This window comes from Pseudomonas borbori, assembly GCF_900115555.1.
In the GTDB taxonomy this organism is placed as follows: domain Bacteria; phylum Pseudomonadota; class Gammaproteobacteria; order Pseudomonadales; family Pseudomonadaceae; genus Aquipseudomonas; species Aquipseudomonas borbori.
In genome coordinates, this window is the sequence record NZ_FOWX01000006.1 from 18,363 (window position 1) to 43,650 (window position 25,288).

General features: G+C 64.7%; 25 protein-coding genes. 14 read left to right on the top strand and 11 right to left on the bottom strand.

Annotated features, from left to right (window positions below):
* Positions 1–58: 58 nt before the first annotated feature.
* Positions 59–1,279 carry an RtcB family protein gene (locus BM315_RS05875; protein WP_090498784.1) on the bottom strand — a complete coding sequence of 407 codons (1,221 nt, stop codon included), beginning with the start codon at positions 1,277–1,279 and terminating at the stop codon, positions 59–61.
* Positions 1,280–1,556: 277 nt separating this feature from the next.
* Between BM315_RS05875 and BM315_RS05880 the strand changes: the two genes are divergently transcribed.
* Entirely contained in the window at positions 1,557–1,877 is a 321-nt protein-coding gene (locus BM315_RS05880) for a TraR/DksA family transcriptional regulator (RefSeq protein ID WP_090498786.1), read from the top strand.
* Between the two features lie 392 nt (positions 1,878–2,269).
* Here BM315_RS05880 and BM315_RS05885 read toward each other — a convergent pair whose 3' ends face one another.
* Entirely contained in the window at positions 2,270–2,623 is a 354-nt protein-coding gene (locus BM315_RS05885; RefSeq protein WP_090498788.1) for a hypothetical protein, read from the bottom strand.
* A 150-nt stretch (positions 2,624–2,773) separates the two neighbouring features.
* Between BM315_RS05885 and norR the strand changes: the two genes are divergently transcribed.
* The 6 genes from norR to bamJ all read left to right on the top strand — a co-directional run bounded on the left by norR (position 2,774) and on the right by bamJ (position 9,545).
* Positions 2,774–4,327: a nitric oxide reductase transcriptional regulator NorR gene (norR, locus tag BM315_RS05890; protein WP_090498790.1), complete on the top strand. Its 1,554-nt coding sequence runs from the start codon at positions 2,774–2,776 to the stop codon at positions 4,325–4,327.
* A gap of 164 nt (positions 4,328–4,491) precedes the next feature.
* Positions 4,492–6,948, top strand: coding sequence for a Lon protease family protein (locus BM315_RS05895; protein ID WP_090498791.1), 2,457 nt, complete (start codon positions 4,492–4,494; stop codon positions 6,946–6,948).
* Between the two features lie 388 nt (positions 6,949–7,336).
* Positions 7,337–7,678, top strand: coding sequence for a PA4575 family protein (locus tag BM315_RS05900; RefSeq protein ID WP_090498792.1), 342 nt, complete (start codon positions 7,337–7,339; stop codon positions 7,676–7,678).
* A 204-nt stretch (positions 7,679–7,882) separates the two neighbouring features.
* On the top strand, positions 7,883–8,377 hold the full coding sequence (locus tag BM315_RS05905; protein WP_090498794.1) for a TIGR00645 family protein: 495 nt from the start codon (positions 7,883–7,885) through the stop codon (positions 8,375–8,377).
* 168 nt (positions 8,378–8,545) lie between these two features.
* Positions 8,546–8,845: a DUF6482 family protein gene (locus tag BM315_RS05910; protein WP_090498795.1), complete on the top strand. Its 300-nt coding sequence runs from the start codon at positions 8,546–8,548 to the stop codon at positions 8,843–8,845.
* 82 nt (positions 8,846–8,927) lie between these two features.
* Positions 8,928–9,545, top strand: a complete 618-nt coding sequence (bamJ, locus tag BM315_RS05915; RefSeq protein ID WP_090498797.1) for a BamJ family beta-barrel-assembly machinery protein — start codon at positions 8,928–8,930, stop codon at positions 9,543–9,545.
* A gap of 105 nt (positions 9,546–9,650) precedes the next feature.
* Here the strand turns inward: bamJ and BM315_RS05920 are convergent, their stop codons facing one another.
* Complete coding sequence (locus BM315_RS05920; protein ID WP_090498799.1) at positions 9,651–9,878, bottom strand: PA4570 family protein; 228 nt, start codon at positions 9,876–9,878, stop codon at positions 9,651–9,653.
* A 317-nt stretch (positions 9,879–10,195) separates the two neighbouring features.
* Between BM315_RS05920 and glyA the strand changes: the two genes are divergently transcribed.
* Together glyA and BM315_RS05930 are read left to right on the top strand one after the other, a co-directional pair.
* Positions 10,196–11,449, top strand: a complete 1,254-nt coding sequence (glyA, locus tag BM315_RS05925) for a serine hydroxymethyltransferase (protein WP_090498802.1) — start codon at positions 10,196–10,198, stop codon at positions 11,447–11,449.
* 198 nt (positions 11,450–11,647) lie between these two features.
* The gene (locus BM315_RS05930; protein WP_090498804.1) at positions 11,648–12,019 is read left to right on the top strand and encodes a PilZ domain-containing protein; all 372 of its coding nucleotides are present in this window, start codon (positions 11,648–11,650) and stop codon (positions 12,017–12,019) included.
* A 306-nt stretch (positions 12,020–12,325) separates the two neighbouring features.
* Here BM315_RS05930 and radA read toward each other — a convergent pair whose 3' ends face one another.
* From radA to BM315_RS05945, 3 genes are all read right to left on the bottom strand, one after another.
* Positions 12,326–13,690: a DNA repair protein RadA gene (gene radA / locus BM315_RS05935; protein ID WP_090498806.1), complete on the bottom strand. Its 1,365-nt coding sequence runs from the start codon at positions 13,688–13,690 to the stop codon at positions 12,326–12,328.
* Positions 13,691–13,755: 65 nt separating this feature from the next.
* Entirely contained in the window at positions 13,756–14,022 is a 267-nt protein-coding gene (locus BM315_RS05940; protein ID WP_090499090.1) for an HP1242/YdcH family protein, read from the bottom strand.
* Positions 14,023–14,088: 66 nt separating this feature from the next.
* A complete protein-coding gene (locus tag BM315_RS05945) occupies positions 14,089–14,337 on the bottom strand; it encodes an HP1242/YdcH family protein (protein ID WP_090498808.1) in 249 nt (82 codons plus the stop codon).
* Between the two features lie 227 nt (positions 14,338–14,564).
* On the opposite strand from BM315_RS05945, the gene mscL reads away from it, so the two are divergent.
* Positions 14,565–14,978, top strand: coding sequence for a large-conductance mechanosensitive channel protein MscL (gene mscL, locus BM315_RS05950; RefSeq protein ID WP_090498810.1), 414 nt, complete (start codon positions 14,565–14,567; stop codon positions 14,976–14,978).
* Positions 14,979–15,114: 136 nt separating this feature from the next.
* Here the strand turns inward: mscL and BM315_RS05955 are convergent, their stop codons facing one another.
* Positions 15,115–15,891 (bottom strand): ferredoxin--NADP reductase, encoded by a 777-nt coding sequence (locus BM315_RS05955; protein WP_090498813.1) that lies wholly within the window; start codon positions 15,889–15,891, stop codon positions 15,115–15,117.
* A 154-nt stretch (positions 15,892–16,045) separates the two neighbouring features.
* Here BM315_RS05955 and BM315_RS05960 point away from each other — a divergent pair, with 154 nt between their 5' ends.
* Positions 16,046–17,170 (top strand): methyltransferase, encoded by a 1,125-nt coding sequence (locus BM315_RS05960; RefSeq protein WP_090498816.1) that lies wholly within the window; start codon positions 16,046–16,048, stop codon positions 17,168–17,170.
* A 106-nt stretch (positions 17,171–17,276) separates the two neighbouring features.
* On the opposite strand, the gene BM315_RS05965 is transcribed toward BM315_RS05960, so the two are convergent.
* Genes BM315_RS05965 through BM315_RS05975 form a run of 3 tightly spaced genes read right to left on the bottom strand, consistent with a single transcriptional unit; the run spans position 17,277 to position 19,874 of the window.
* Positions 17,277–17,420: a DUF2474 domain-containing protein gene (locus BM315_RS05965; RefSeq protein ID WP_090498818.1), complete on the bottom strand. Its 144-nt coding sequence runs from the start codon at positions 17,418–17,420 to the stop codon at positions 17,277–17,279.
* Between the two features lie 10 nt (positions 17,421–17,430).
* Complete coding sequence (gene cydB, locus BM315_RS05970) at positions 17,431–18,438, bottom strand: cytochrome d ubiquinol oxidase subunit II (RefSeq protein WP_090498820.1); 1,008 nt, start codon at positions 18,436–18,438, stop codon at positions 17,431–17,433.
* A gap of 2 nt (positions 18,439–18,440) precedes the next feature.
* On the bottom strand, positions 18,441–19,874 hold the full coding sequence (locus tag BM315_RS05975; RefSeq protein WP_090498823.1) for a cytochrome ubiquinol oxidase subunit I: 1,434 nt from the start codon (positions 19,872–19,874) through the stop codon (positions 18,441–18,443).
* Positions 19,875–20,177: 303 nt separating this feature from the next.
* On the opposite strand from BM315_RS05975, the gene BM315_RS05980 reads away from it, so the two are divergent.
* Positions 20,178–21,446, top strand: coding sequence for an MFS transporter (locus tag BM315_RS05980; protein ID WP_090498825.1), 1,269 nt, complete (start codon positions 20,178–20,180; stop codon positions 21,444–21,446).
* Between the two features lie 223 nt (positions 21,447–21,669).
* On the opposite strand, the gene BM315_RS05985 is transcribed toward BM315_RS05980, so the two are convergent.
* Positions 21,670–22,224 (bottom strand): DJ-1 family glyoxalase III, encoded by a 555-nt coding sequence (locus tag BM315_RS05985; RefSeq protein ID WP_090498828.1) that lies wholly within the window; start codon positions 22,222–22,224, stop codon positions 21,670–21,672.
* 182 nt (positions 22,225–22,406) lie between these two features.
* Between BM315_RS05985 and BM315_RS05990 the strand changes: the two genes are divergently transcribed.
* Both BM315_RS05990 and trmA read left to right on the top strand, forming a co-directional pair.
* A complete protein-coding gene (locus tag BM315_RS05990) occupies positions 22,407–23,699 on the top strand; it encodes an NCS2 family permease (protein WP_090498830.1) in 1,293 nt (430 codons plus the stop codon).
* A 109-nt stretch (positions 23,700–23,808) separates the two neighbouring features.
* Entirely contained in the window at positions 23,809–24,897 is a 1,089-nt protein-coding gene (trmA, locus tag BM315_RS05995) for a tRNA (uridine(54)-C5)-methyltransferase TrmA (RefSeq protein WP_090498832.1), read from the top strand.
* Positions 24,898–25,288: the final 391 nt, after the last annotated feature.

The following is a 25,288-nucleotide window of genomic DNA, read 5'->3' on the forward strand; positions in this document are numbered from 1 at the left end:
CGGTTGCTCTTGTGGGAGGGTCCGGGCGGCGTTCCGTGCCCCGGCGCGATACTTTGGCTCAGCCCTTGACGCAGACCACCTGACGCAAGGTGTGCAGCACTTCCACCAGCTCGCTCTGGGCGGCCATTACCGCGTCGATGTCCTTGTAGGCCATGGGGATCTCGTCGATCACCGCCTTGTCCTTGCGGCATTCGACATGGGCCGTGGCGCGCACCTGATCCGCGACCGTGAACTGCTTCTTGGCCTGGGTGCGGCTCATGATCCGCCCGGCGCCGTGGCTGCAGGAGCAGAATGCCTGCGGGTTGCCCAGGCCGCGGACGATAAAGCTCTTGGCGCCCATGGAGCCGGGGATGATGCCCAGCTGGTCTTGCCGCGCCGATAACGCGCCCTTGCGGGTGACCAGCACCTCCCGACCGAAGTGCTGCTCGCGCTGCACGTAGTTGTGGTGGCAGTTCACCGCCTCCAGGCTGGCCGCGAAGGATTTGCCGAGCACCCGCTGCGCCGCGGCGATCACCGCCTGCATCATCAGCGCGCGGTTCTGCCGGGCGAAGTCCTGGGCCCAGCCGACTGCCTCCAGGTAGTCGGCGAAGTGCCGGCTGCCCTCCTCGAAGTAGGCCAGGTCCTTGTTCGGCAGGTTGGCCAGGTGCTGGCGCATGTCGGCCTGGGCCAGCTCGATGAACAGCGTGCCGATGGCGTTGCCCACCCCGCGCGAGCCGCTGTGCAGCATGAACCACACCTGGTCATGCTCGTCCAGGCAGACCTCGATGAAGTGGTTGCCGCCGCCCAGGGTACCCAGGTGCACGCGGTTGTTGGTCTTTTCCAGGCGCGGATACTTGTCGCTGATCGCCTTGAAACGCCCGGCCAGCGCCTTCCAGGCCTGGTCCGCGGCGACCGGCACGCGCTCCCAGGCGCCCTGGTCGTGCCGGCCGAAGGTCTTGCCATGGGGCACGGCCTGCTCGATGGCGCTGCGCAGGCCATGCAGGTTGTCCGGCAGGTCGCCGGCCTGCAGCGAGGTGCGCACGGCGATCATGCCGCAGCCGATGTCCACGCCCACGGCGGCCGGGATGATGGCGCCGACGGTGGGGATCACGCTGCCGATGGTCGAGCCCTTGCCCAGGTGCACGTCCGGCATCACCGCCAGGTGCTTGAAGATGAACGGCAGTTGCGCCGTCTCGAGCAGTTGCTGGCGGGCCTGGGCTTCGACCGGCACGCCCTGGGTCCAGAGCTTGATCGGCTTGCCATTGGCGGCCTGAAGAATCTGCGGCGAGCTGTGTTTCATAGGATTTGCGGCCTTGCCCATTGTTCTGGCGCTACTGAATCAGCATGCACCCAATCGCCGCCCCGGCCAACGGGTGCATGCCGTGGCCAGCAAGGCGCCGGCTCCGGGCACAAGTTTTCGCTGGCGATTATGCAGACCGCGCGACAGCGTCCACACTAACTAGACAGTTGAAACCTTTCGGGCCGGCCGGCGGTAGTTGCAACGTTTGGCTTTGTGCCCCGCGGGGAGTGGCCATGCCCGCGCATTGCTTCATCGTTGACCACCGAGGAGTATGTCCATGCCTGCTTTCGATCCCCAAGCGGCACTCGATGCCCTGTTCGCCGAATACAGCGCGCGGGCCAGTGCGATTAGTCAGGACTTGGCCCGCAGCCACTCGCCGGACTTCGCCGAGCAGGCCCTGCAACGGCAAAACGACGAAGTGCTCGAAGCCCTGCTGGCCGAGGCCAAGAAAGGCATGCGCCAGGTGGGAATGGCCAAGCTGCGGTTGGCCGACGGCACCTATGGCGACTGCCTGCGTTGTGGCGAACCGATCGAGCCGGCGCGCTTGCAGGTGTTGCCGGCCACCGAATACTGCCTGCGCTGTGCCGATCTGCAATAAAGTCCCGCCCCCCCCTGCAAGCCATGGCCGGAATAGGGTCAAAAAAAACCCACACGGTCAGGTGTGGGTGCTGGTGAAAGCCGTGCATGCACGGGAACCGGAGTAGACCCTAGCGGAGCAGGCCATGGAGGAGCGGACCATGGCGGAGCGGGTCTTTGCCACCAAAAAACAGGAGAGCATCACGAGCCCTGGTGTTGCACGGGCCGCAAGGCAGGTAGATGGGTGCCTTCACGAGTGGTCGCGTGGAGTGGGACGGTAGCCGGCGCCCCACTCGGGCATGGCAGCGGTCAGAGGTTGTGGAAAATCGAGCACCCGTCTCCAGGTGCTCGCAGCGCGCGTTGCCGCGGGCGTCTGGGGGCGCTCGCAGCAGGCGGGAGTCTTTTCACAGCCTCTTAGTGTTCGGGCCGGGCGAGCCGGTTGCCGCGGATGCTTACCAACTCACCCGCCTTGAAGCGTGCGTTGGGTGAGCGCACGACGCGTTGCGTGCCGTCATCGGTCTTGACCAGATAGGCCGTGTCGCTGAGCCCCAGCGCGTTCTGGGTGCCCGAGCCGCCCCAGGCTCCCACGGCGGCGCCGACCAGCGCGCCGATGGGGCCGCCAGCGGCGCCGCCGAGGATTACCCCGCCCAGGCCGCCGAATACCTTGCCGGCAGTATGGTCAGGTTTCTCGGCGAGCACTTCGATGGCGAAGGCCGATTGAGCAGAGAGCAGGAACAAGCTGAGAGTAAGCGCGGAGAGTCGTTTCATGGTTCTTCCCTTGCGTGATAGTTTATCGACACATGAACATAGTCATTTTCCGTGCCATAAAAAATATTCATATAAATCAGATAGTTATTATTTTAACGAGTCATAGTGACAAGAGCGTGCGCGTGTCACTATGACTAAAACGGAGTCGTTATGACCAACCCGCTGCTGCTGGCCCTGGTTCCCCTGGTCGCCGACCTGTCGCGCGATCTGCCCGACGAGGAGCGTTATCGACGCCTGCTGTGCGCACTGCGTCAACTCATGCCGTGCGAGGCCGTGGCCCTGCTCAAGCTGGAGGGCGATACCCTCATTCCGCTTTCGGTCGAGGGCCTGAGCCCGGACACCCTGGGGCGCCGCTTCAAGGTCGAGCACCACCCGCGTCTGCGCATGCTCCTCGAGCGGCGCGGGCCGACGCGCTTCGCCATCGACTGCGGCTTGCCCGACCCCTATGACGGCCTGGTCGATGGTCACCAGGGGCACCTGGCGATTCACGACTGCCTCGGCTGTCCGCTTTACCTGCAGGACAAGCCCTGGGGCCTGCTGACCCTAGACGCGCTCGATCCGGCCAGTTTCGGCAGCGTCGACCTGGACAACCTGGCCGCCTTCGCCAGCCTGGCCGCCGCCACCGTGATGGCCAGCGAACGCATCAGCCTGCTGGCGCGCAATGCCGAGGAACAGCGGCAACTGGCGGCCGTCTACAAACGCGCCGCCGACGGTCGCCGACCGCGCGAACTGGTCGGCCAAAGCGCCCGTCACAAACAGTTGCAGGAAGAGGTCCAGCTGGTCGGCAACAGCGCGCTGACCGTGCTGATCACCGGCGAAACCGGGGTGGGCAAGGAACTGGTCGCCGAAGCCATCCACCTGAGCTCGCCACGTGCGCAGAAGCCGCTGATCAGCCTGAACTGCGCGGCACTGCCCGACACCCTGGTCGAGAGTGAACTGTTCGGCCACGTCAAGGGGGCCTTCTCCGGCGCCGTCGGCGAGCGTAGCGGCAAGTTCGAACTGGCCGATGGCGGCTCGATCTTCCTCGACGAGATAGGTGAGCTGGCGCTGCCGATCCAGGCCAAGCTGCTGCGTGTCCTGCAGAGCGGCCAGTTGCAGCGGGTCGGCTCGGATCGCGAGCATCACGTCGATGTACGCATCATCGCGGCGACCAACCGCGACCTGGCCGAAGAGGTGCGCAGCGGGCGCTTTCGCGCGGACCTCTATCACCGCCTCAGCGTCTACCCGTTGCTGGTGCCGCCGTTGCGCGAGCGCGGCCGCGACATCCTGTTGCTGGCCGGCTACTTCCTCGAAGAGAACCGCGCTCGGCTCGGCCTGCGCAGCCTGCGCCTGAGCGCCAGTACGCAGAGCGCCCTGCTCGGTTACAGCTGGCCGGGCAACGTACGCGAGCTCGAACACCTGATCGGCCGCGCCGTGCTCAAGGCCATGGCCGGGCACAAGGAGCGTCCGCGCATCCTCACCCTCGAACCGCACAACCTGGATCTCGAGGAACAGGCGCTCGAACCATTGCCGAGCGTGCCGGCGCACGAGGCTCCCCCGCCCCGCCCCGGGGCCAACATGAAGACGCTGATGGGCGAGTACCAGAAGCGCTTGATCAACGAATCGCTGGCCCGCAATCAGAACAAGTGGGCGGACGCCGCCCGGGACCTGGGTATCGACCGGGCCAACCTGAACCGTCTGGGCAAACGCCTGGGTCTTCTCTGAGTGCTTGTGAAAGACGCTCGCTACGACCTTCGATATTTCCCCAGCCTCTGAGCGTTTTTTCACAAGCGCTCAAGGCTTTTTGCGTGCCCGCGACCTACCAAACGGCTTGTGGATGGCCGTCGATGCGGCCATGATTTCACCAGCCCTCCGTTCAAGGATTTCCAATGCCAGACTCCGTTGCAGCCCATTTGCGGCTGGCACCTGAAGCACTCACCCGCCCGTTCTCGCCCGAGCAGTTCAACTTCACCAGCACCGATGACCTGGAGCCGTTCCGTGGCGTGCTCGGTCAGGAGCGTGCGGTCGAGGCCCTGCAGTTCGGCGTGGCCATGCCGCGCCCCGGTTACAACGTGTTCGTCATGGGCGAGCCCGGCACCGGCCGCTTCTCGTTCGTCAAACGCTACCTCAAGGCCGAGGCCAAGCGCCTGGCGACCCCGGCGGACCACGTCTACGTCAATCACTTCGACGAGCCACGCGAGCCGCGTGCACTGGAGTTGCCGGCGGGCAGTGCCGGGGCATTCATCGCCGACATCAACCTGCTGATCGACAACCTGCTGGCGACCTTCCCGGCGGTATTCGAGCACCCGTCCTATCAGCAGAAGAAGAGCGCCATCGACCGCGCCTTCAACAAGCGCTACGACCAGGCGCTCGATGTGATCGAGAAGCTGTCCCTGGAAAAGAACGTGGCGCTGTACCGCGACAGCAGCAACATCGCCTTCACCCCGATGCTCGAGGGCAAGGCGCTGGACGAGGCCGAGTTCGCCCAGTTGCCGGAAGCCGAGCGCGAGCGCTTCCACGTCGATATCTCCAGTCTGGAAGAACGGCTCAACGAAGAACTGGCCAGCCTGCCGCAGTGGAAGCGCGAGTCGAGCAACCAGCTGCGCCAGCTCAATGAAGAAACCATCACCGTGGCGCTGCAGCCGTTGCTGGCGCCCTTGTCGGAAAAGTACGCGGAAAACGCCGGCGTCTGCGCCTACCTGCAGGCGGTGCAGGTCAACCTGCTGAAGACCGTGGTCGACCAGCTGGTCGAGGTGGAAAAGGCCGATGCGCAAACGCGCAAGCTGCTCGAGGAGCAGTACTGCCCGTCCCTGGTGGTCGGCCATCACGCCCAGGGCGGCGCGCCCGTGGTGTTCGAGTCGCATCCGACCTACGACAACCTGTTCGGCCGCATCGAATACAACGCCGACCAGGGTGCGCTCTACACCAGTTACCGGCAGCTGCGCCCCGGCGCCCTGCACCGCGCCAACGGCGGCTTCCTGATCCTCGAAGCGGAGAAGATGCTCGGCGAACCCTTCGTCTGGGATGCGCTCAAGCGCGCCCTGCATTCACGCCAGCTGAAGATGGAGTCGCCGCTCGGCGACCTCGGCCGCATCGCCACTGTGACCCTCAATCCGCAGGTCATCCCCTTGCAGGTCAAGGTCATCATCATAGGTGCGCGCCAGCTGTACTACGCGTTGCAGGACCATGATCCGGACTTCCAGGAAATGTTCCGCGTGCTGGTCGACTTCGACGAGGACATTCCCCTGGCCGACGAGAGCCTGGAGCAGTTCGCCCAGTTGATGAAGACCCGCACCATGGAAGAAGGCATGGCGCCGCTGACCGCCGCCGCGGTAGCGCGCCTGGCGACCTTCAGCGCGCGCTTGGCCGAGCACCAGGGGCGCCTGTCGGCGCGCATTGGCGACCTGTTCCAGCTGGTCAGCGAGGCCGACTTCATCCGCCAGCTGGCCAGTGAGACGGTCACCGACGTCGGTCATATCGAACGCGCCCTGAAGGCCAAGGCGACCCGTACCGGCCGGGTGTCGGCGCGGATCATCGACGACATGCTGGCCGGCATCATCCTGATCGACACCGCCGGTGCCGCGGTCGGCAAGTGCAACGGCCTGACCGTGCTGGAAGTCGGCGATTCGGCGTTCGGCGTGCCGGCGCGGATTTCCGCCACCGTCTACCCCGGCGGTTCGGGCATCGTCGACATCGAGCGCGAGGTCAACCTCGGCCAGCCGATCCACTCCAAGGGCGTGATGATCCTCACCGGTTACCTGGGTAGCCGCTACGCCCAGGAATTTCCCCTGGAGATTTCCGCGAGCATCGCCCTGGAGCAATCCTATGGCTATGTCGACGGCGACAGCGCCTCGCTGGGCGAGGTTTGCACGCTGATTTCCGCCCTGTCGCGCCGGCCGCTCAAGCAGTGTTTCGCCATCACCGGCTCGATCAACCAGTTCGGCGAGGTGCAGGCGGTCGGCGGGGCCAACGAGAAGATCGAAGGCTTCTTTCGCCTGTGCGAGGCCCGCGGCCTGACCGGCGAACAGGGCGCGATCATCCCGCACTCCAACATCGCCACCCTGATGCTCGACGAGCGCGTGCTGCAGGCGGTGCGGGCCGGGCAGTTCCATGTCTATGCGGTGCGCCAGGTCGACGAGGCGTTGAGCCTGCTGGTCGGCGAAGATGCCGGTACGCCCAATGCCGAAGGTCAGTTTCCGCCTGGCAGCGTCAATGCACGGGTAGTCGAGCGGCTGCGCGAGATCGCCGAAATCGGCATGGCCGAGGATGACAAGGAGGTGAAGACCGAAGTGCTGGTGGCGCTGGCCAAGGAGAAAAAGCCACGGGCGAAGAAACCGGCCGCCTGAGGACCTGGGAAAAGGCGCCAGCGGCGCTGCGTTTTAGCGGTGGATATTGGCCCGCTTTGTGGAAGGGCCTGTTAGCCGCGATTGGCCTTGAAGGCGCTGAAAGCATCGCGGCTGAAGCCCCTTCCACGCTTGCCTGCGCAAGTGCATGTGATCCGCGGCGGCGTTGCGCTGGAAATTTACCTGCCTGCTGCCCCCTGCCTGCTGCCTACGGCCAAGCCGGTGGCGGGCGCAACTGGCGGATGGGGTAAAGCTTCGGCGCCGCCTTGGACTCAGGCACCGGAGGATTTCATCCACACAGTTATCCACAGATTGCCGAGCTGACTGGCGGCTTCCCTGCCTCGCCTATGCGGGTGTAGGCTGAAGGCCTGATCACATGAGGGTCGCCGCCATGCCGCGCTGCCTCTGTCTCACCCGTCAATGCCTGGGTTTGATTACCCGCATCGAATGCGTGGTATTGCCACTGGCCGGCGACAAGGGCCTCTGGACATTGATCTGTGCCGCCGGCCTGTCCGGCTCCCAACCCTCTGCCATCAAGGCACAAGGCCCGTTCTGCGGGCCTGTCGTGGCCGAAGGGGTGCTGGCCGGGATTGCCGAAAGCCTGCTGGTCCAGGGCTACGACGAATGCGCCGAACTGCCGATCTGGCGCTTGCATATCCAGGCCGAGTTGCGCCGCTTGAATGGCGACCGCCATGGCCGTCAGGGCTATTACCAATTCCAGCCGGATAGCTGAGCGCGGCCCGGTCGTCTTTTGAGCAGCCTGCAGCAAGGCCGGTCGCAGTTGGCCTGACGGCGTTAATCCCGAACCTGTCCACAAGGTTATCCACAGTTGCTGGGGATAAGCGCAATCGATCTTTCCAGTGTCACCGATGCCTTTGTCTGCGAGGGAGCGCTGGGTATACTCGCCGGCAGTTTTTCCCCCTACCTGCGAGACCCCATGGAACGCTTTATCGAAAACGCGATGTATGCCTCCCGTTGGCTGTTAGCGCCTATCTACTTCGGTTTGTCGCTTGGCTTGTTGGCGCTGGCGCTAAAGTTCTTTCAGGAGATCTTCCATATCATTCCCGGCGTATTCGCCATGGCTGAGGCCGACCTGATTCTGGTGATCCTGTCGTTGATCGACATGGCCCTGGTCGGTGGCCTGCTGGTGATGGTGATGATCTCCGGTTACGAAAACTTCGTTTCGCAACTGGATATCGACGAGGGCAAGGAAAAGCTCAGCTGGCTGGGCAAGATGGACTCCGGCTCGCTGAAGATGAAGGTCGCGGCCTCCATTGTGGCGATTTCCTCGATCCACCTGCTCAAGGTGTTTATGAACGCGGAGAACATCGGAACGGACTACCTGATGTGGTACGTGATTATCCACATGGCCTTTGTGGTTTCGGCATTTGCCATGGGCTACCTGGACAAGCTGACCAAACACGACCACTGAGCCGTTGCTCGGGCTTCAATCCATGCGACAGCTAGTGTCTCGACACGAATCAGCTGTCGCTTTGAGTGAGAGGGGCCGGGCGGTTGCGGTTCTGTCTTGTGCTTCCCGGCTCTTCCACAGCGACTATTCTTATGGAGTCCGTACGAGTCGTTTGCGCGAGGTGGCCTCATGAACCTGCACGACCTTTCCAGTCATGCCCGCGCCGGGCATGTCGATGGGTTGAACCTCATCTCCCTCGAAGGGGGCAACTATTACCTGCTGGAAGCACGCGTGAGCGGTCAGCCATTCACGCTGGAAGACGGCCACGGCCATATCCTCCACCTGCGCTCGCTGGAGCATGCCCGCGAGGTGCTGCAGCCCTTGCCGCAACTGCCGGCGCTCCACCTGGTACAGACGCAGGTGCATGACGAAATGTGCGGCATGCCCGATGAGCCAGGGATGAAACCGGGGCCGACCTCATCGCACTGAGAGCTGGACATGGCAGCGGTAGGGCGGCCGGCACAGCTGTGCTAGGCTGGTCGCCCTTTTTCAGCCCCAGCGGAGCCTTTGCATGTCCGAACTCAATCTTTCCACTGACGAAACCCGCGTCAGCTACGGCATCGGTCGTCAGCTTGGCGGCCAGCTGCGCGACAATCCGCCGCCGGGCGTGAGCCTGGAAGCCATCATCGCCGGTTTGGCCGATGCCTTCCTCGGTCAGCCGAGCCGCGTCAGCGAGGCCGAGCTGTCGGCCAGTTTCAAGGTCATCCGCGATGTGATGCAGGCCGAAGCCCAAGCCAAGGCCGAAGCGGCCGCCGGTGCTGGCCTGGCCTTCCTCGCCGAGAACGCCAAGCGCGCCGGCATCACCGTACTGGCTTCCGGCCTGCAATACGAAGTGCTGACCAGCGGCGAAGGCGCCAAGCCGTCCCGCGAGGACACCGTGCGCACCCATTACCACGGCACCCTGATCGACGGCAGCGTGTTCGACAGCTCCTACGAGCGCGGCCAGCCGGCCGAGTTCCCGGTGGGCGGCGTCATCGCCGGCTGGACCGAGGCCCTGCAACTGATGAACGCCGGCAGCAAATGGCGTCTCTATGTGCCGAGCGAACTGGCTTACGGCGAACAAGGCGTAGGCAGCATCCCGCCGCACAGCGTGCTGGTGTTCGACGTTGAACTGCTGGAAGTCCTCTAGCATTTCAGATCGCGCCAACTTTCGCGGGCATGGCCCGCTCCTACACCAGAGCCCCTGGAACCCGTAGGAGCCGGCCATGCCCGCGATGCATTTATGCTGCAGGCTTCAGGGGCGCAATGCCCGCGCATAGCAGTAAAGAAACAGGTTGCGCACCAACTCCTTGAGCACCAGCGGCTCGCTGGAGTTCAGCTCATGCAAATCCAGGTCGCCCTGGTCGCGCAGTTCGTCCAGCGCCTGCTCTTCCAGTACCGCGCAGACTTCTCCGGTATTGCGGTTGAGTATGCGCAGGTAAGGCTGTGGCCGGTCCAGCCAGGCATCGATCAAGTAGGTCATGGCTCATCTTCCTTTTAAGTGACTTGATGAGAATAATTCTTATTTCATGAATGGCAAGTATTAAATGCTCCCGCCTGAGCGATGGCCGTGTGCGCTGTTCTGGCCGGGCCGCCAGCGTTCCCGGATGGCGCTGACGCCTATCCGGGCTGGCAGAGTGTCGACGCTCGGCCCCACCCCCGCCTACCGCCTTGGACTGCCGCCAAAATGAACCCCACTTGTCCGCCACATGACTGCACTGCATACCCCTGCTCGTCCGAGTTGAGGTAGAATTCGCCCCCTCTTTCTACCGCCCAGCTGGTTTTCTCAGGGGATTTGCCATGTTCAGCCGTGATTTGAATCTTGCCCGTTTTGACGCCGACCTGTTTGCCGCGATGGAGCAAGAAGCCCAGCGCCAGGAAGAACATATCGAGCTGATCGCCTCGGAAAACTACTGCAGCCCAGCGGTGATGGAAGCCCAGGGCAGCGTGCTGACCAACAAGTACGCCGAAGGCTATCCGGGCAAGCGCTACTACGGCGGCTGCGAATACGTCGACGTGGTCGAGCAGTTGGCCATCGACCGCGCCAAAGAGCTGTTTGGCGCCGATTACGCCAACGTCCAGCCGCACTCCGGCAGCCAGGCCAACGCCGCCGTGTACATGGCCCTGCTCAACCCGGGCGACACCGTGCTGGGCATGAGCCTGGCCCACGGCGGCCACCTGACTCACGGCGCCAGCGTCAGCTTCTCCGGCAAGATCTACCACGCCGTGCAGTACGGCATCGACGACAACGGCCTGATCGACTACGACGAAGTCGAGCGTCTGGCCGTAGAAAACAAGCCGAAGATGATCATCGCCGGCTTCAGCGCCTACTCCCAGATCCTCGATTTCCCGCGCTTCCGCGCCATCGCCGACAAGGTCGGCGCCTACCTGTTCGTCGACATGGCCCATGTGGCCGGCCTGGTCGCTGCCGGCGTCTACCCCAATCCGGTGCCGTTCGTCGACGTGGTCACCACCACCACCCACAAGACCCTGCGCGGCCCGCGCGGCGGCCTGATCCTGGCCCGTGCCAACGAAGCACTGGAGAAGAAGTTCAACTCCGCGGTGTTCCCTGGTGGCCAGGGCGGCCCGCTGGAGCATGTGATCGCGGCCAAGGCCGTATGCTTCAAGGAAGCCCTGCAACCCGAGTTCAAGGCCTACCAGCAGCAAGTGGTGAAGAACGCCCAGGCCATGGCCGGCGTGTTTATCGACAACGGCTACGACGTGGTCTCCGGCGGCACCGAGAACCACCTGTTCCTGCTCAGCCTGATCAAGCAGGAAATCACCGGCAAAGACGCCGACGCCGCCCTGGGCCGCGCCTTCATCACCGTGAACAAGAACAGCGTGCCCAACGATCCGCGCTCGCCCTTCGTTACCTCGGGCCTGCGCATCGGCACCCCGGCCGTGACCACCCGCGGCTTCAAGGAAGACGAATGCCGCCAACTGGCCGGCTGGATCTGCGAGATCCTCGCCAACCTGGGCGACGACTCGGTCGAAGCACGCATCCGCGAGCAGGTCAAAGCGCTCTGCGCCCAGTTCCCGGTGTACGGCAACTAAGCTCAACCGCAGCACACAGAGGCCCGCCATTTGGCGGGCTTTTTTGTGACGCAGCAACAAGCGACTGGCTGCTAACGATCGATAATCAGCCTGGTCTCCCGGCCAGACATCGGGCCCGGTGCCCCGGCGCGCCGCATAAAGCCGAGCCGGCCGCATCAGCCTTGGCTATAGTGGACAAAACCGCGCAGGAGTTTTTGCATGAGCGACACGAGCAACGAGCGTAGGCGCTTTCAGCGCATCGCTTTCGATGCCCCCACCGAGATCATTCAGGGTGAGCGGCGCTGGGCGGTCGAACTGCATGACGTCTCGCTCAAGGGGCTGCTGATCAAACGGCCGCAGCAGTGGAATGGTGACCCCAATCACCCTTTCATCGCCAGCATCCAGCTCGCCGAGGACGCCGTCGTGCAGATGGAAGTGGTTCTGACCCGCACCCATGACGGGCTGCTCGGCTTCGTCTGCCGGCATATCGACCTCGACTCGGTCAGCCACCTGCGACGCCTGGTGGAGCTCAATCTCGGCGATGAAACCCTGCTGGAACGCGAACTGGCGGCGCTGGGCGAGGGGGACTGAGCTTGGGGGATGGGGGATCAAGCTCCGACATCGAGGCTGGCACAACCCTATCCCTCATTCCGCTCAAACCTTAGCCGATCCGGCCCGCTCTTCTGCCTGCTCGTCCAGCCTTCCAGACCGTAGACCGTAGACCGTAGACCGTAGGATGGGTTAGGCACCCACGAATTGACCTGCTGTCAGCAGAAGAACACGCCGTAACCCATCATCGATATTCTCCCTGCCAACGGGCGCAGGCATAAACCGCCCGATGGGTATCGCTACGCTCATCCTGCGCGCCCCCCAGCGAGGACTCACCGCCCCACAGTTTCACTCGAACAACGCATCCAGCGCCTGTTCCAGGCGGGTTACCGCGATCACTTGCAAGCCTGCCGGCGCCTCTTTGGGTGCGTTGCCCTTGGGCACTATGGCGCGCTTGAAGCCGTGCTTGGCGGCTTCCTTCAGGCGCTCCTGACCGCTCGGCACCGGCCGCACCTCGCCGGACAGGCCCACTTCGCCGAACACCAGCAAGTCATGGGCCAGCGGCCTGTTGCGCAGACTGGAGATCACCGCGGCCATCAGTGCCAGGTCGGAGGCGGTTTCCAGCACCTTGACCCCGCCGACCACGTTGAGGAACACGTCCTGGTCATGGGTGGGGATGCCGCCATGGCGGTGCAGCACGGCCAGCAGCATGGCCAGGCGGTTCTGATCCAGGCCCAGGGTGACGCGGCGCGGGTTGGCCATATGGCTGCTGTCGACCAGCGCCTGCACCTCCACCAGCATCGGCCGGGTGCCCTCCCAGGTGGCCATCACCACACTGCCCGGCACCTCTTCCTGGGCGCGGGTGAGGAAGATCGCCGACGGATTGGTGACCTCCTTGAGGCCCTTGTCGGTCATGCCGAACACGCCCAGTTCGTTGATCGCGCCGAAGCGGTTCTTCACCGCGCGCAGCAGGCGCAGGCGGCCATCGGACTCGCCCTCGAAATACAGCACGGTATCGACCATGTGCTCGAGCACCCGCGGGCCGGCCAGCGCGCCATCCTTGGTCACGTGGCCGACCAGGAAGATCGCCGTACCGCTCTGCTTGGCGTAACGCACCAGCAGGGCCGCACTCTCGCGCACCTGGGACACACCGCCGGGAGCCGACTGCAATTGTTCGGTGAAGATGGTCTGGATCGAGTCGATCACCATCACCTTGGGCTTTTCCAGGCGCGCGGTGGCGATGATGCTTTCGATGCAGGTTTCGGTCATGACCTTGAGCTGGTCTTCCGGCAGGCCCAGGCGACGGGCGCGCATGGCCACCTGCTGCTGGGATTCCTCGCCGGTGACATAGAGCGCGGGAAAGCGCGTGGCGATATTGCACAGGGTCTGCAGCAGAATGGTCGACTTGCCGATACCCGGATCGCCGCCGATCAGCACCACCGAGCCATCGACCAGACCGCCACCGAGCACCCGGTCCAGTTCACCGGAGGCGGTGGAAAAGCGCGGCATCTCCTCGACACTGACTTCCGCCAGGGTTTTCAGCTGCGCCTGCTGCCCGGTCCAGCCGCTGCGTCCGCTGGGCGCAACAGCATGGGCTTCGATCAGGGTTTCGGTCAGGGTGTTCCAGGTGCCGCATTCGCCGCATTGCCCGGCCCACTTGGGAAAGGTGGCGCCACACTCGGTGCAGCCGTACATGCGCTTGGCCTTGGCCATCAAGCGGACTCCGTCAGACGAAAGTCCGCATCATAGCCTTTACCAGCCGCTCAACGGCAGCCCGATCAGCCTTGGCAGCAACCGCAGCAGGTGGTCGCCGGCTTGAGCCGGCTGGCCACCCGATCCTTGAGCTCGACCCGCTGCTGTTTCAAGGCGGTCAAGGCATCGTCGGCCAACAGTTCGATGCCCTCTTCGACGCGGCAAATGCGCTTATCCAACGCCTCGTAGTCATCGGCCAGGCGCGCGAAGTCCGGGTCGTTTTGCCGCAACTCGTGCAACTCGGCACGCTGCTCGGGAAAATCATGAACCAGGGGGTGATGTTCGATATGCATGCTGATACTCCAGAAAATGACCAGGATCAGCATATCCCCCTGCGCCGGCCCGCCCCTTGACCCGGATCAACCGACCGTACCGCCGCGCAACAGGGTTTCGATTTCGTCCTTGAGGGTGACCCGCTGCATTTTCAGGCCCTGCAGTTGCAGCTCGTCCATCGCCACCCGGCCATCCACCACTTCATAGATGCGTTTATCCAGCTGTTCGTACTCCTCGGCCAAGCGGGCGAAATGGCCGTCGACCTGCAACAAGGTGCGCATCTGTGTTTCAAACTGGGGAAATTCGCGGTTGAGTGGATGATATTGCAATGGCATGGCGGCACCCTCCGAATGTATGTATCAGACTAGCTCAGCCCGATGCTTCACACCGAAATCCTAGACTACTGGCGAACAAGCAGGACAGGCGCGGCATTTTTTGCTTAGCTGGTTGCATGGTCCACGCGCGAGAGGGCGCCTGAATGCGTCTTCAGACTGTGCTGCCGCCTGGCAAGTACAGCGCACTGCATTACACTCTGCACATCATCCAAATCAGGGAGTGACACATGAGCATCATCAGCGAATTCAAGGCCTTCGCCGTCAAGGGCAACGTGGTCGACATGGCCGTGGGCATCATCATCGGGGCGGCTTTCGGCAAGATCGTCTCGTCCTTCGTCGGCGACGTGATCATGCCGCCTATCGGCCTGCTGATCGGTGGCGTCGATTTCACCGACCTGGCGATTACCCTCAAGGCTGCCGAGGGCGACCTGCCGGCGGTGATCCTCAGCTACGGCAAGTTTATCCAGACCTTGCTGGACTTCCTGATCGTTGCCTTCGCCATCTTCATGGCCGTCAAGGTGATCAACCAGCTCAAGCGCGAGGAAGCCGTGGCGCCTACCCTGCCACCGGCACCAAGCGCGGAAGAAACCCTGCTGACCGAGATTCGCGACCTGCTCAAGGCCCAGCAAAGCAAGGAGTAGCCTGTAACACCGCCGAGGCTGGTGTCTCACTCGCCGAAGGCAGTGCAGCAGTGGCTCATCGCGCGTTACCAAACTGGCGGGTTGTCGCTGTGCCCGGCGGATCGCCGCCCGGACCGCACTCCGCTCCACCTCATCATTACCAGTAATTTTCCACCGCCACCTGCCCCGGCCGGCGGGTCAGGCTCAGTTGCAGATCGCGCTGTTTCAGCAGCGTGCGCGTGTCGTCGATCATCTGCGGATTGCCGCAGAGCATCAGCCGCGAGCGCTCGGGCTTCAGGCTCAGGCCGGCGGCGCGTTCCAGTTCGCCGCTGGTCAGCAGCCTGGTGATGCGCCCGTGCAGACAGTTCGGCGCCTGTTCGCGGGTCACCAGCGGCAGATAGGTCAGCTTGCCGGCATACTCGACCAGGTGTTCCAGCTTCTCGAGTCCGTGAATCAGCGGCTGATAGGCCAGTTCGCCGGCGGTGCGCGCACTGTAGACCAGGACGATGCGCTCGAAGCGCTGCCAGACCTCGAAGTCCTGGAGGATCGACAGAAAGGGCGCCAGGCCGGTGCCGCTGGCCAGCAGCCAGAGATCGCGGCCATCGACGAAACGATCGAGGGTGAGAAAGCCGAACGCCTGCTTGTCCACCAGCAGGCTGTCGCCGGCCTTGAGCCGGCTCAGCTCGGAGGTGAACTCGCCGCCGGGCACGACTATGGAGAAGAACTCGAGAAACTCGTCGTGCGGCGCCGACACCATCGAATAGGCGCGCCAAACCACGGAACCGTCGGCCTTCTGCACGCCAAGACGGGCGAACTGCCCGGCGCGGAATCGGAACCCGGGGTCCCGCGAACAACGCAGACTGAACAGGCTCGGCGACCACACATGCACGTCGCTCAATATCTGCCGGGTGAACTTGTCTTCGCTGGCGGTCATACTTCACTCCCTCTGCTGTGCCGAAGATCTGGCGGGCCGTTAAAAAACGTAGCGAGCGAAGGCTAGACGGGGACGCCCAGTCAAGGCGCAATAGTTTTTCAACGGCCGGTCACAGTGTCGCGCAAAGCGTCCTTAACAAACACCAGCAGTCTATATGCCTATATTCGTTACGCCTTTTGCCCGACTCGACCTGATCCGCCAGCCCGAACAGCAGGCCGAACCCCTGCAGGCCTTCGACGCCGCCGACGAGTACCTGCTCAACCATCTGCATGCACAGGGCTTGCCCGCGGCTGCACGCGTGCTGGTGCTCAACGACAACTTCGGCGCCCTGGCGGCCAGTCTGGCCGGGCATGCCCGGGTCACCAGCAGTGGCGACTCGCACCTGGGCCTGCTGGGTTTGCAGGCTAATCTGGCGCGCAATCACTTGCCGGCAGACGCGGTCAGTTTCGTGCCGGCCAGCGCAACGGCCCTGGGTCCGTTCGACCGGGTACTGATCCGTGTACCCAAGACCCTGGCATTGCTGGAGGAACAACTGATCCGCCTGCACGGGCAACTGGCGCCCGATGCCCGGGTCATCGCCGCCGGCATGGTCAAACACCTGCCGCGCGCCGCCGGCGATCTGCTGGAAAAATACATCGGCCCGGTGCAGGCCTCGCTGGCGGTGAAAAAGGCCCGTCTGCTGCTGGCCACGCCCGCAGACAAGCCCGCGCCGGTATCGCCCTACCCTACGCGCTACCGCCTGGACCAGCCGGCCATCGAACTGCTCAACCACGCCAACGTGTTTTGCCGCGAAGACCTCGACATCGGCACCCGCGCCTTCCTGCCTCATCTGCCCAAACACCTCAGCCGCATGCACGTGGCGGATCTCGGCTGCGGCAATGGCGTGCTCGCCATCGTCTACGCCCTGGGCAGTCCGCAGGCCGAACTGACCCTGGTCGACGAGTCTTATATGGCGGTGCAATCGGCCCGGGAGAACTGGCGCGCGGCCCTCGGCGAACGGCCGGTGCAGATCCGCGCCGGCGACGGCCTGGCCGAGCAGCCGGCGGACTCGCTGGACCTGGTGCTGTGCAACCCGCCGTTCCACCAGCAGCAGGTGGTCGGCGACTTCCTCGCCTGGCGCATGTTCCAGCAGGCCCGCGCCGCGCTGGTCAAAGGCGGCGAACTGTGGCTGGTCGGCAACCGCCACCTGGGCTACCACGGCAAACTCAAACGCCTGTTCCGCGGCGTCGAGCAGGTCGCGGCCACGCCCAAGTTCGTGGTGCTGAAAGCGATCAAATAGGCTTGGCACGCCGCTAAACCGTAGGGTGCGCCATGCGCACCGAGAACACTGGTGCGCACGGCGCACCCTACCTACCGGCCCTGCAACACCTAACAGGTACATGGCCTTACGGCGTGCCCATCCCTGCCGCCTGCATAAACAGGCGCAACAGCCCGGCCACCAGCCCCAGCGCCAGCACGCTGGCGGACCAGATCAATAGCAGCCAGCCGAGGCGCTGCCACAGCGGTTTCTTCTCCTGTTGGTCCGGCATGGCGGGCACCTCAATGATAGCCGTCTTCCTCGGTCACCTTGCCGCGAAACACGTAGTAGCTCCAGGCGGTGTACATCAGGATGAAGGGGATGATGAACAGCGCGCCGACCAGGATGAAACCCTGGCTCTGCGGCGGTGCGGCGGCCTCCCAGATGCTCACCGACGGCGGGATGATGTGCGGCCACAGGCTGATGCCCAGGCCGCTGTAGCCGAGGAAGATCAGCGCCAGGGTCAGCAGGAACGGCGAATAGTGGGCGTTGCCGGCCACCGCGCGCAGCAGTGCCCAGGTGCACAGCAGCACCAGCAGCGGTACCGGGATGAACCAGAACAGGTTGGGCAGGCTGAACCAGCGCGCGGCGATCTCGGCATGGGCCAGCGGCGTCCACAGGCTGACGATGCCGGTCACCGCCAGCACCACGAACACCAGCGGCCTGGCCATATCGTGCATCTGCTGTTGCAGACGACCCTCGGTCTTCATGATCAGCCAGGTGCAGCCGAGCAAGGCGTAGGCGACGATCAGCGCCAGGCCGCAGAACAGCGAGAACGGCGTCAGCCAATCGAAGGCCCCACCGACATAGACCCGCTCCACCACCTCGAAGCCGTCGATATAGGCGCCCAGAGCCACGCCCTGGAAGAAGGTCGCGGTCAGCGAGCCGCCGATAAAGGCCTTGTCCCACAGGTGGCGCTTGGCCGCCTTGGCCTTGAAGCGGAACTCGAAGGCCACGCCACGGAAGATCAGCCCCAGCAGCATCAGGATCAACGGCAGGTAGAGCGCACTCAAGACCACCGCATAGGCCAGCGGGAAGGCGCCGAACAGCGCCGCGCCGCCGAGCACCAGCCAGGTCTCGTTGCCGTCCCACACCGGCGCCACTGTGTTCATCATCACATCGCGCTCGCCCTTGCTCTTGACCAGGGGAAAGAGGATGCCGATGCCCAGATCGAAACCGTCCATGACCACGTACATCATCACGCCGAAGGCGATGATCACGGCCCAGATCAGCGAAAGGTCGATACCCATGGTCAAGTCCTCTCAGTCAGGCTGTCGTTATCGTCCAGACCTTCTTCGGCGGCGGACAACGGTCGCGACGGCGTGCGCCTCTGGCCTGGTCCGCCCTCGGCGGCCTGCTTGCCTTCGTCGGTAATCGGCCCCTTGCGCACCAACCGCATCATGTAGCCGAGCCCGGCACCGAACAGGGCGAAGTACACCACCACGAACAGCGCCAGGGTCAGGCTCATCTGCGCGAAGCTGTGCCCCGAGGACGCATCGGCGGTGCGCATCAGGCCCTGGATGATCCACGGCTGGCGGCCGATCTCGGTGGTGTACCAGCCGGCGAGCATGGCGACGATGCCCGAAGGCCCCATCCACACCGCCAGGTGGAGGAACGCCCGCGACTGGTAGAGGCGACCGCGCACGCGCAACCACAGGCCCCAGAGACCGGTGAGGATCATCAGCAGGCCGAGGCCGACCATGACCCGGAAGGTCCAGAACACTATGGTCGAGTTGGGCCGATCCTCGGCAGCGAACTCCTTCAGCGCCGGCACCTGCTGGTCCAGGCTGTGGGTCAGGATCAGGCTGCCGAGCGCGGGAATCTCCAGCTTGAAGCGGGTTTCCTCGCGCTGCATGTCCGGCCAGCCGAACAGGATCAGCGGGGTCGGCTCGCCGTTGCTGTTGTCCCAGTGGCCCTCCATCGCCGCGATCTTCGCCGGCTGGTATTTCAGGGTATTAAGGCCGTGCAGGTCGCCGATCACGGCCTGCACAGGCGCAACGATCAGCGCCATCCACAGGGCCATCGAGAGCATCTTGCGCAGCGCCGGGTTGTCGCGGCCGCGCAGCAGGTGCCAGGCCGCCGAGGCGCCGACGAAGAAGGCCGTGGCGAGGAAGGCCGCGGTGGCCATATGGGCCAGGCGATAGGGGAAGGAGGGATTGAACACCACGGCGAACCAGTCCACCGGAATCACCCGACCGTCGATGATCTCGAAACCCTGCGGCGTGTGCATCCAGCTGTTGGAGGCGAGGATCCAGAAGGTCGAGATCAGGGTGCCGATGGCCACCATCAGGGTGGAGAAGAAGTGCAGGCCGGGACCGACCCGCTGCCAACCGAACAGCATGACGCCGAGAAAGCCGGCCTCGAGGAAGAACGCGGTGAGCACCTCGTAGGTCAGCAGCGGCCCGGTGACCGCCCCGGCAAAATCGGAAAAGGCGCTCCAGTTGGTGCCGAACTGGTAGGCCATGACCAGGCCCGAAACCACGCCCATGCCGAAGTTGACCGCGAAGATCTTCGCCCAGAAGTGGTACAGATCGCGGTACACCTCTTGCCGGGTCTTCAGCCACAAGCCCTCCAGCACCGCCAGATAGCTGGCCAGGCCGATGGTGATGGCCGGGAAGATGATGTGGAAGGAAATGGTGAAGCCGAACTGGATTCGCGCCAGGTCGAGCGCCTCTATGCCGAACATGCAGCATCCTCACTCAGGTTATTCGGGGTACGGCCCTGGGCGCGCGCCTGTCGATCACGCCCCCATCAATAGAAAGGCGCAAAGGGTGCGATTGTTCTTGTCATAGCCGGGGCGATGCGGCGGATCCGATCGAGGTGACCCCAGAAAAACCAGGATAAATCTTGATCTGGATCAATTATGGATTAGAGAGTAGCGTCTCCTCCGGCGCTTGCCGCTGTGGTCATTTGTCGCGCCGCAGGCTTGTGCGGGCCGCCAGCCATGCTAGGCTGGCGCATCTTCAGTAGCTAGCTACCTAAATAATCCATGAGCGTCCACACCAAGCTGCTCCTGCGCCACCAGCGCCCCTTCATCGCCTTCTGGCTGGCCCGGGTGGGCACCGCCAGCGGCTTCCAGATGCTCACCGTGGCCATCGGCTGGCAGCTGTACACGCTGACCGGCAACGTGCTCGACCTGGGCCTGGTCGGCCTGGTCGAGTTTCTCCCGCGAATCCTGTTCATCCTCCTCACCGGCCATGTGGCGGACCGCTTCGATCGGCGCAAGGTCGCCGCGCTGTGCCAGGGCGCTCAGGGCCTGGTCGCCCTGGCCCTGCTGATCGGCACCACGCTGGGCGGCCTCAGCCGCGAGATGATCTTCCTCATCGCCTTTCTGCTCGGCAGCGCCCGCGCCTTCGAGATGCCCACCACCCAGGCGCTGCTGCCCAACATAGTGCCGCCCGGACTGTTTCCCGCCGCCGTGGCCGCCTCCGCCTCGGCGATGCAGACCGCGACCATAGTCGCACCGGCACTCGGTGGCCTGCTCTTTGCGTTGGATGCGGGTTGGGTCTACGGTCCCGCCGCGCTGCTGTATGGCGCCGCCCTGAGCCTGATGCTGAGCCTGCCGGCGCGCCAGTTGCCGCTGAAACAGAAGGCTTCGCTGGACTCGCTGCTGGCCGGCTTCCGTTTTATCCGCAGCCGCCCCGAGGTGCTCGGCGCTATCTCCATGGACATGTTCGCGGTGCTGCTCGGCGGCGCCACCGCGCTGCTGCCGGTATTCGCCAAGGACATCCTGCTCACCGGCCCCTGGGGCCTCGGCCTGCTGCGCTCGGCGCCGGCGCTGGGCGCGCTGCTGATGTCGCTGTGGCTGGCGTACTTCCCCATCGAGCGCCGGGTCGGCCCGGTGATCTTCATCTCGGTGGCGATCTTCGGCGTGGCGACCATCGGCTTCGGCCTGTCCACCTCGCTCTGGTTCAGCCTGGCGACCCTGGTGCTGCTGGGCGCGGCGGACATGGTCAGCATGGTCATCCGCGGCGCCTTCGTGCAGCTGCAGACGCCGGACGAGATGCGCGGCCGGGTCGGCGCGGTGAACGGCCTGTTCATCGGCGCCTCGAACCAGCTCGGCGAGTTCCGTGCCGGGGTCAGCGCCGCCTGGTTCGGCAGCGTGCCGGCGGTGCTGATCGGCGGGGTCGGCGCCCTGCTGGTCAGCGGCGCCTGGCTCAAGCTGTTCCCGGAACTGGCCAAGCGCGACCGTATGCATGAGCCACAGGATGCTGCCGAGGCGATGGCGACGGCCGGAACCGGGCCGGTGAGCCGGTAAGGCTCAGAACCGTAGGGTGGGTTAGCGGCGCAGGTAAAGATCGTCAATTCGACACCGTTTCTTGCGCGCCGCGTAACCCACCAAACAGTAGTCCGAGGCGCGGCCATGGTGGGTTACGGCGCACCATAAACGGCGGCGATCGCCCTATCGGAACAAGCGCCTGACCCACCCTACGGTTCTGCGCGAGTGCGCCCTCCGTGCGGATAGACGAGTGAAGCCCGCGTCACTGCACCAGCATCGCCTCGGCCACCTGCTTGCGCGTGCCCTTGCCACGCAGGTGTTCGACCAGGGTCAGGGCAAATTCCATCGCGGTGCCCGGCCCCTGGCTGGTGATGCAGTTGCCGTCGACCACCACCGGCTGATCGACGAAGGTGCAACCGCTGAGACGCTCGCTGAAGCTCGGGTAGCAGGTCATGCGCCGCTGCTTGAGCACACCGAACGCCTGCAAGGCCAGCGCCGGCGCTGCGCAGATTCCCGCGAACAACTTGCCGGCCTTGGCCTGCCGGCGCACCCGTTCGGCCAGCGGCTCATGCTCGGCCAGGCGCTGGGCCCCGGGCATGCCGCCAGGCAGCACGATCAGGTCGAACTCCTGGGCCAGCACGTCGACCAGCATGGCGTCGCCGGTGAGGCGAGTACCGCGGGCGCAGGTAACCATGCGCCGACCTTCGATGCTGGCGACCACCACTTCGACCTCGGAACGGCGCAGCACGTCGATCAAGGTCACGCATTCGATGTCTTCGACGCCATCGGCAATGGCGACAAGGGCACGTGAAGTCATGTTTGCCTCCTCGAAAAGCACAACGAAAAGCGTCCGCAGGGCCATGCCTGCACCGCTTGCGGACGAGCTGTTATGATGCGCGCCTTTTTCCAGATCGCCAGCAAAATCGTGCAGCCGCCGGCGGATGTGCTTTGCTTGCGGTTTACACATTCACGCCGCCGTGGCGTCACAGGGAGCCCCGCATGCTGGAACGCCTCTTCCACCTCGAAGCGCATCACACCACGGTACGCCGCGAGATCCTCGCCGGTCTCACCACCTTCCTGACCATGGCCTACATCCTCTTCGTCAACCCCAACATGCTCGCCGAAACCGGCATGGACAAGGGCGCGGTGTTCGTCGCCACCTGCTTGGCGGCGGCCATCGGCTCGGCGATCATGGGCCTGCTGGCCAACTACCCGATCGCCCTGGCGCCGGGCATGGGCCTCAACGCCTTCTTCACCTACACCGTGGTCCTGACCATGGGCCACACCTGGCAGGTGGCGCTGGGCGCGGTGTTTCTCTCCGGGGTGATCTTCTTCGCGCTGTCGATCTTCAGGATCCGCGAGTGGATCATCAACAGCATCCCCCTGGCCCTGCGCGCCGGCATCGCCGCCGGCATCGGCCTGTTCCTGGCGATCATCGCGCTGAAGAACGCCGGTATCGTGGTCGACCATCCGGCCACCCTGGTCAGCCTCGGCGACATGAGCCAGGGCGGCGTGCTGCTGGCCTGCCTGGGTTTCTTCGTGATCGCCGCCCTGGCCTACCGCAGGGTCACCGGCGCGGTGATGATCGGCATCCTGCTGATCACCGGCCTGTCGATCCTGCTCGGCCTGTCGCAACTGACTGGCGTGGTGTCGATGCCGCCGTCGCTGCTGCCGACCCTGCTGCAACTGGACATCCCCGGCGCCCTGGACATCGGCCTGCTCAGCGTGATCTTCGCCTTTCTCTTCGTCGACCTGTTCGATACTTCCGGCACCCTGGTCGGCGTGGCGCAGAAGGCCGACCTGCTGGACAAGGACGGCAAGATGCCGCGCCTGGGTCGCGCCCTGCTGGCCGACAGCACGGCGACCATGGCCGGCGCCGCCCTGGGCACCTCGACCACCACCAGCTACATCGAATCCGCCGCCGGCATCGCCGCCGGCGGGCGCACCGGCCTGACCGCCTGCGTGGTCGCCCTGCTGTTCCTGCTCAGCCTGTTCTTCGCCCCCCTGGCCGGCGCCGTGCCGGCCTTCGCCACCGCGCCGGCGCTGCTGTTCGTCGCCGTGCTGATGATGAGCAGCCTGGCGCAGATAGACTGGGACGACCTCACAGTCGCCGCCCCGGTGGTGGTCGCCGCCCTGGCCATGCCGCTGACCTTCTCGATCGCCAACGGCATCGCCTTCGGCTTCATCGCCTGGACCCTGATCAAGCTGCTGGCCGGCCGCTGGCGCGACCTCAACCCGGCGCTGGTGGTCTTGTCGCTATTGTTCGTGATCAAGCTGGGCTGGTTCGCCTGACTCCGCCCTGTAGGAGCGGGCCATGCCCGCGATCATGGTTCGCGGGCATGGGCTAGACGCCCCCGCCGCTCCTACAAGTAACGTAATTCATAGAATTTCCGAGTAACCCATGAGCCGTTCCCAATTCGATCCCGCCCGCTACGCCGCCCAACTCGCCGAAAAGAAAGCCCGCCTGGTCGAGCTGCTGGCGCCCTTCACTGCCCCCGAACCCGAGGTGTTCGAGTCGCCGCGCGAGCACTACCGCCTGCGCGCCGAGTTCCGCCTGTGGCGCGAAGACGGCAACCGTCATTACGCGATGTTCGCGGCCGGCGACAAGCACACGCCGATCTTCTTCGACGACTTCCCCATCGCCAGCGCCCGGATCAACGCGCTGATGCCGCGCCTGAAAGCAGCCTGGCAGGCCAGTGCGACGCTGAGTTTCAAGCTGTTTCAGGTCGAATTCCTCACCACCCTGAGTGGCGAAGCGCTGATCACCCTGTGCTACCACCGCCCGCTGGACGCCGCCTGGCAGGCCGAGGCGGAGAAGCTCGCCGCCGACCTGCAGGTGAATATCGTCGGCCGCTCGCGCGGCAAGCGCATCGTCATCGGCAAGGATTATGTGGAGGAACAACTGCAGGTGGCCGGCCGTAGCTACCGCTATCGCCAGCCGGAAGGCGCCTTCACCCAGCCCAACGGCGAGGTCAACCAGAAGATGCTCGGCTGGGCCCACGAGGTGCTGGGCGAGCGCGACGACGACCTGCTGGAACTGTATTGCGGCAACGGCAACTTCACCCTGCCGCTGGCCAGCCGGGTGCGCAAGGTGCTGGCCACCGAGATCAGCAAATCCTCGGTCAACGCCGCCCTGGCCAACCTGGAAGACAACGGCGTGGACAACGTCAGCCTGGTGCGCCTGTCCGCCGAAGAACTGACCGAGGCACTGAACGAGGTGCGGCCGTTCCGCCGCTTGGCCGGCATCGACCTGAAAAGCTACGAGTTCGGCAGCGTGTTCGTCGACCCGCCGCGCGCCGGCATGGATCCGGACACCTGCGAGCTGACCCGGCGCTTCGAGCGCATCCTCTACATCTCCTGCAACCCCGAGACCCTGGCCGCCAACATCGCCCAGCTCAGCGACACTCACCAGGTCACCCGTTGCGCGCTGTTCGACCAGTTCCCCTACACCCACCACATGGAAGCCGGGGTGCTGCTGAGCAGGCGATAGGCGCACTCCTGCGCATGGCTGCCCGCGCCACACGCGGTCAGCGAGCCTAGCGGCGCTGGCGAAGTGTCTGCGGGGCGGCCCCGGCGCAACGCTTGAAGAAGCGCGAGAAGTAAGCCGGCCCGGACAAACCGAGCTATCGGCCACCTGGTTGATGGTCATGGTGGTGTACACCAGGTTGCGCTTGGCCTCCAGCAGCACCCGCTGGTTGATCACCTGCAGGGCCGAGAGCCCAGCCAGGCTGCGGCGCAGGGCATTCAGGTGGGCGGCGCCGAGCCCCAGCTCCGTGGCGTAGCGCTCGATGGACCAGTGCGCGCGGTAGTGCTCTTCCAGCAGGCGGGTGAAGCGCTGCAGGTGGACCCGCCCCTTGTCCAGTGCTGCGCCGCCAGGCAGC

Coding starts and splice junctions, on each gene's coding strand:
- BM315_RS05930 (WP_090498804.1), top strand. CDS start 11,648: ATGAGCGACACGAGCAACGAGCGTAGGCGCTTTCAGCGCATCGCTTTC.
- glyA (WP_090498802.1), top strand. CDS start 10,196: ATGTTCAGCCGTGATTTGAATCTTGCCCGTTTTGACGCCGACCTGTTT.
- BM315_RS05965 (WP_090498818.1), bottom strand. CDS start 17,420: ATGCCGGACCAACAGGAGAAGAAACCGCTGTGGCAGCGCCTCGGCTGG.
- BM315_RS05990 (WP_090498830.1), top strand. CDS start 22,407: ATGCTGGAACGCCTCTTCCACCTCGAAGCGCATCACACCACGGTACGC.
- BM315_RS05905 (WP_090498794.1), top strand. CDS start 7,883: ATGGAACGCTTTATCGAAAACGCGATGTATGCCTCCCGTTGGCTGTTA.
- trmA (WP_090498832.1), top strand. CDS start 23,809: ATGAGCCGTTCCCAATTCGATCCCGCCCGCTACGCCGCCCAACTCGCC.
- BM315_RS05955 (WP_090498813.1), bottom strand. CDS start 15,891: ATGACCGCCAGCGAAGACAAGTTCACCCGGCAGATATTGAGCGACGTG.
- BM315_RS05975 (WP_090498823.1), bottom strand. CDS start 19,874: ATGTTCGGCATAGAGGCGCTCGACCTGGCGCGAATCCAGTTCGGCTTC.
- BM315_RS05945 (WP_090498808.1), bottom strand. CDS start 14,337: ATGCCATTGCAATATCATCCACTCAACCGCGAATTTCCCCAGTTTGAA.
- bamJ (WP_090498797.1), top strand. CDS start 8,928: ATGTCCGAACTCAATCTTTCCACTGACGAAACCCGCGTCAGCTACGGC.
- BM315_RS05875 (WP_090498784.1), bottom strand. CDS start 1,279: ATGAAACACAGCTCGCCGCAGATTCTTCAGGCCGCCAATGGCAAGCCG.
- radA (WP_090498806.1), bottom strand. CDS start 13,690: ATGGCCAAGGCCAAGCGCATGTACGGCTGCACCGAGTGTGGCGCCACC.
- BM315_RS05940 (WP_090499090.1), bottom strand. CDS start 14,022: ATGCATATCGAACATCACCCCCTGGTTCATGATTTTCCCGAGCAGCGT.
- BM315_RS05895 (WP_090498791.1), top strand. CDS start 4,492: ATGCCAGACTCCGTTGCAGCCCATTTGCGGCTGGCACCTGAAGCACTC.
- BM315_RS05885 (WP_090498788.1), bottom strand. CDS start 2,623: ATGAAACGACTCTCCGCGCTTACTCTCAGCTTGTTCCTGCTCTCTGCT.
- cydB (WP_090498820.1), bottom strand. CDS start 18,438: ATGGGTATCGACCTTTCGCTGATCTGGGCCGTGATCATCGCCTTCGGC.
- BM315_RS05920 (WP_090498799.1), bottom strand. CDS start 9,878: ATGACCTACTTGATCGATGCCTGGCTGGACCGGCCACAGCCTTACCTG.
- BM315_RS05985 (WP_090498828.1), bottom strand. CDS start 22,224: ATGACTTCACGTGCCCTTGTCGCCATTGCCGATGGCGTCGAAGACATC.
- BM315_RS05900 (WP_090498792.1), top strand. CDS start 7,337: ATGCCGCGCTGCCTCTGTCTCACCCGTCAATGCCTGGGTTTGATTACC.
- BM315_RS05910 (WP_090498795.1), top strand. CDS start 8,546: ATGAACCTGCACGACCTTTCCAGTCATGCCCGCGCCGGGCATGTCGAT.
- mscL (WP_090498810.1), top strand. CDS start 14,565: ATGAGCATCATCAGCGAATTCAAGGCCTTCGCCGTCAAGGGCAACGTG.
- BM315_RS05980 (WP_090498825.1), top strand. CDS start 20,178: ATGAGCGTCCACACCAAGCTGCTCCTGCGCCACCAGCGCCCCTTCATC.
- norR (WP_090498790.1), top strand. CDS start 2,774: ATGACCAACCCGCTGCTGCTGGCCCTGGTTCCCCTGGTCGCCGACCTG.
- BM315_RS05880 (WP_090498786.1), top strand. CDS start 1,557: ATGCCTGCTTTCGATCCCCAAGCGGCACTCGATGCCCTGTTCGCCGAA.
- BM315_RS05960 (WP_090498816.1), top strand. CDS start 16,046: ATGCCTATATTCGTTACGCCTTTTGCCCGACTCGACCTGATCCGCCAG.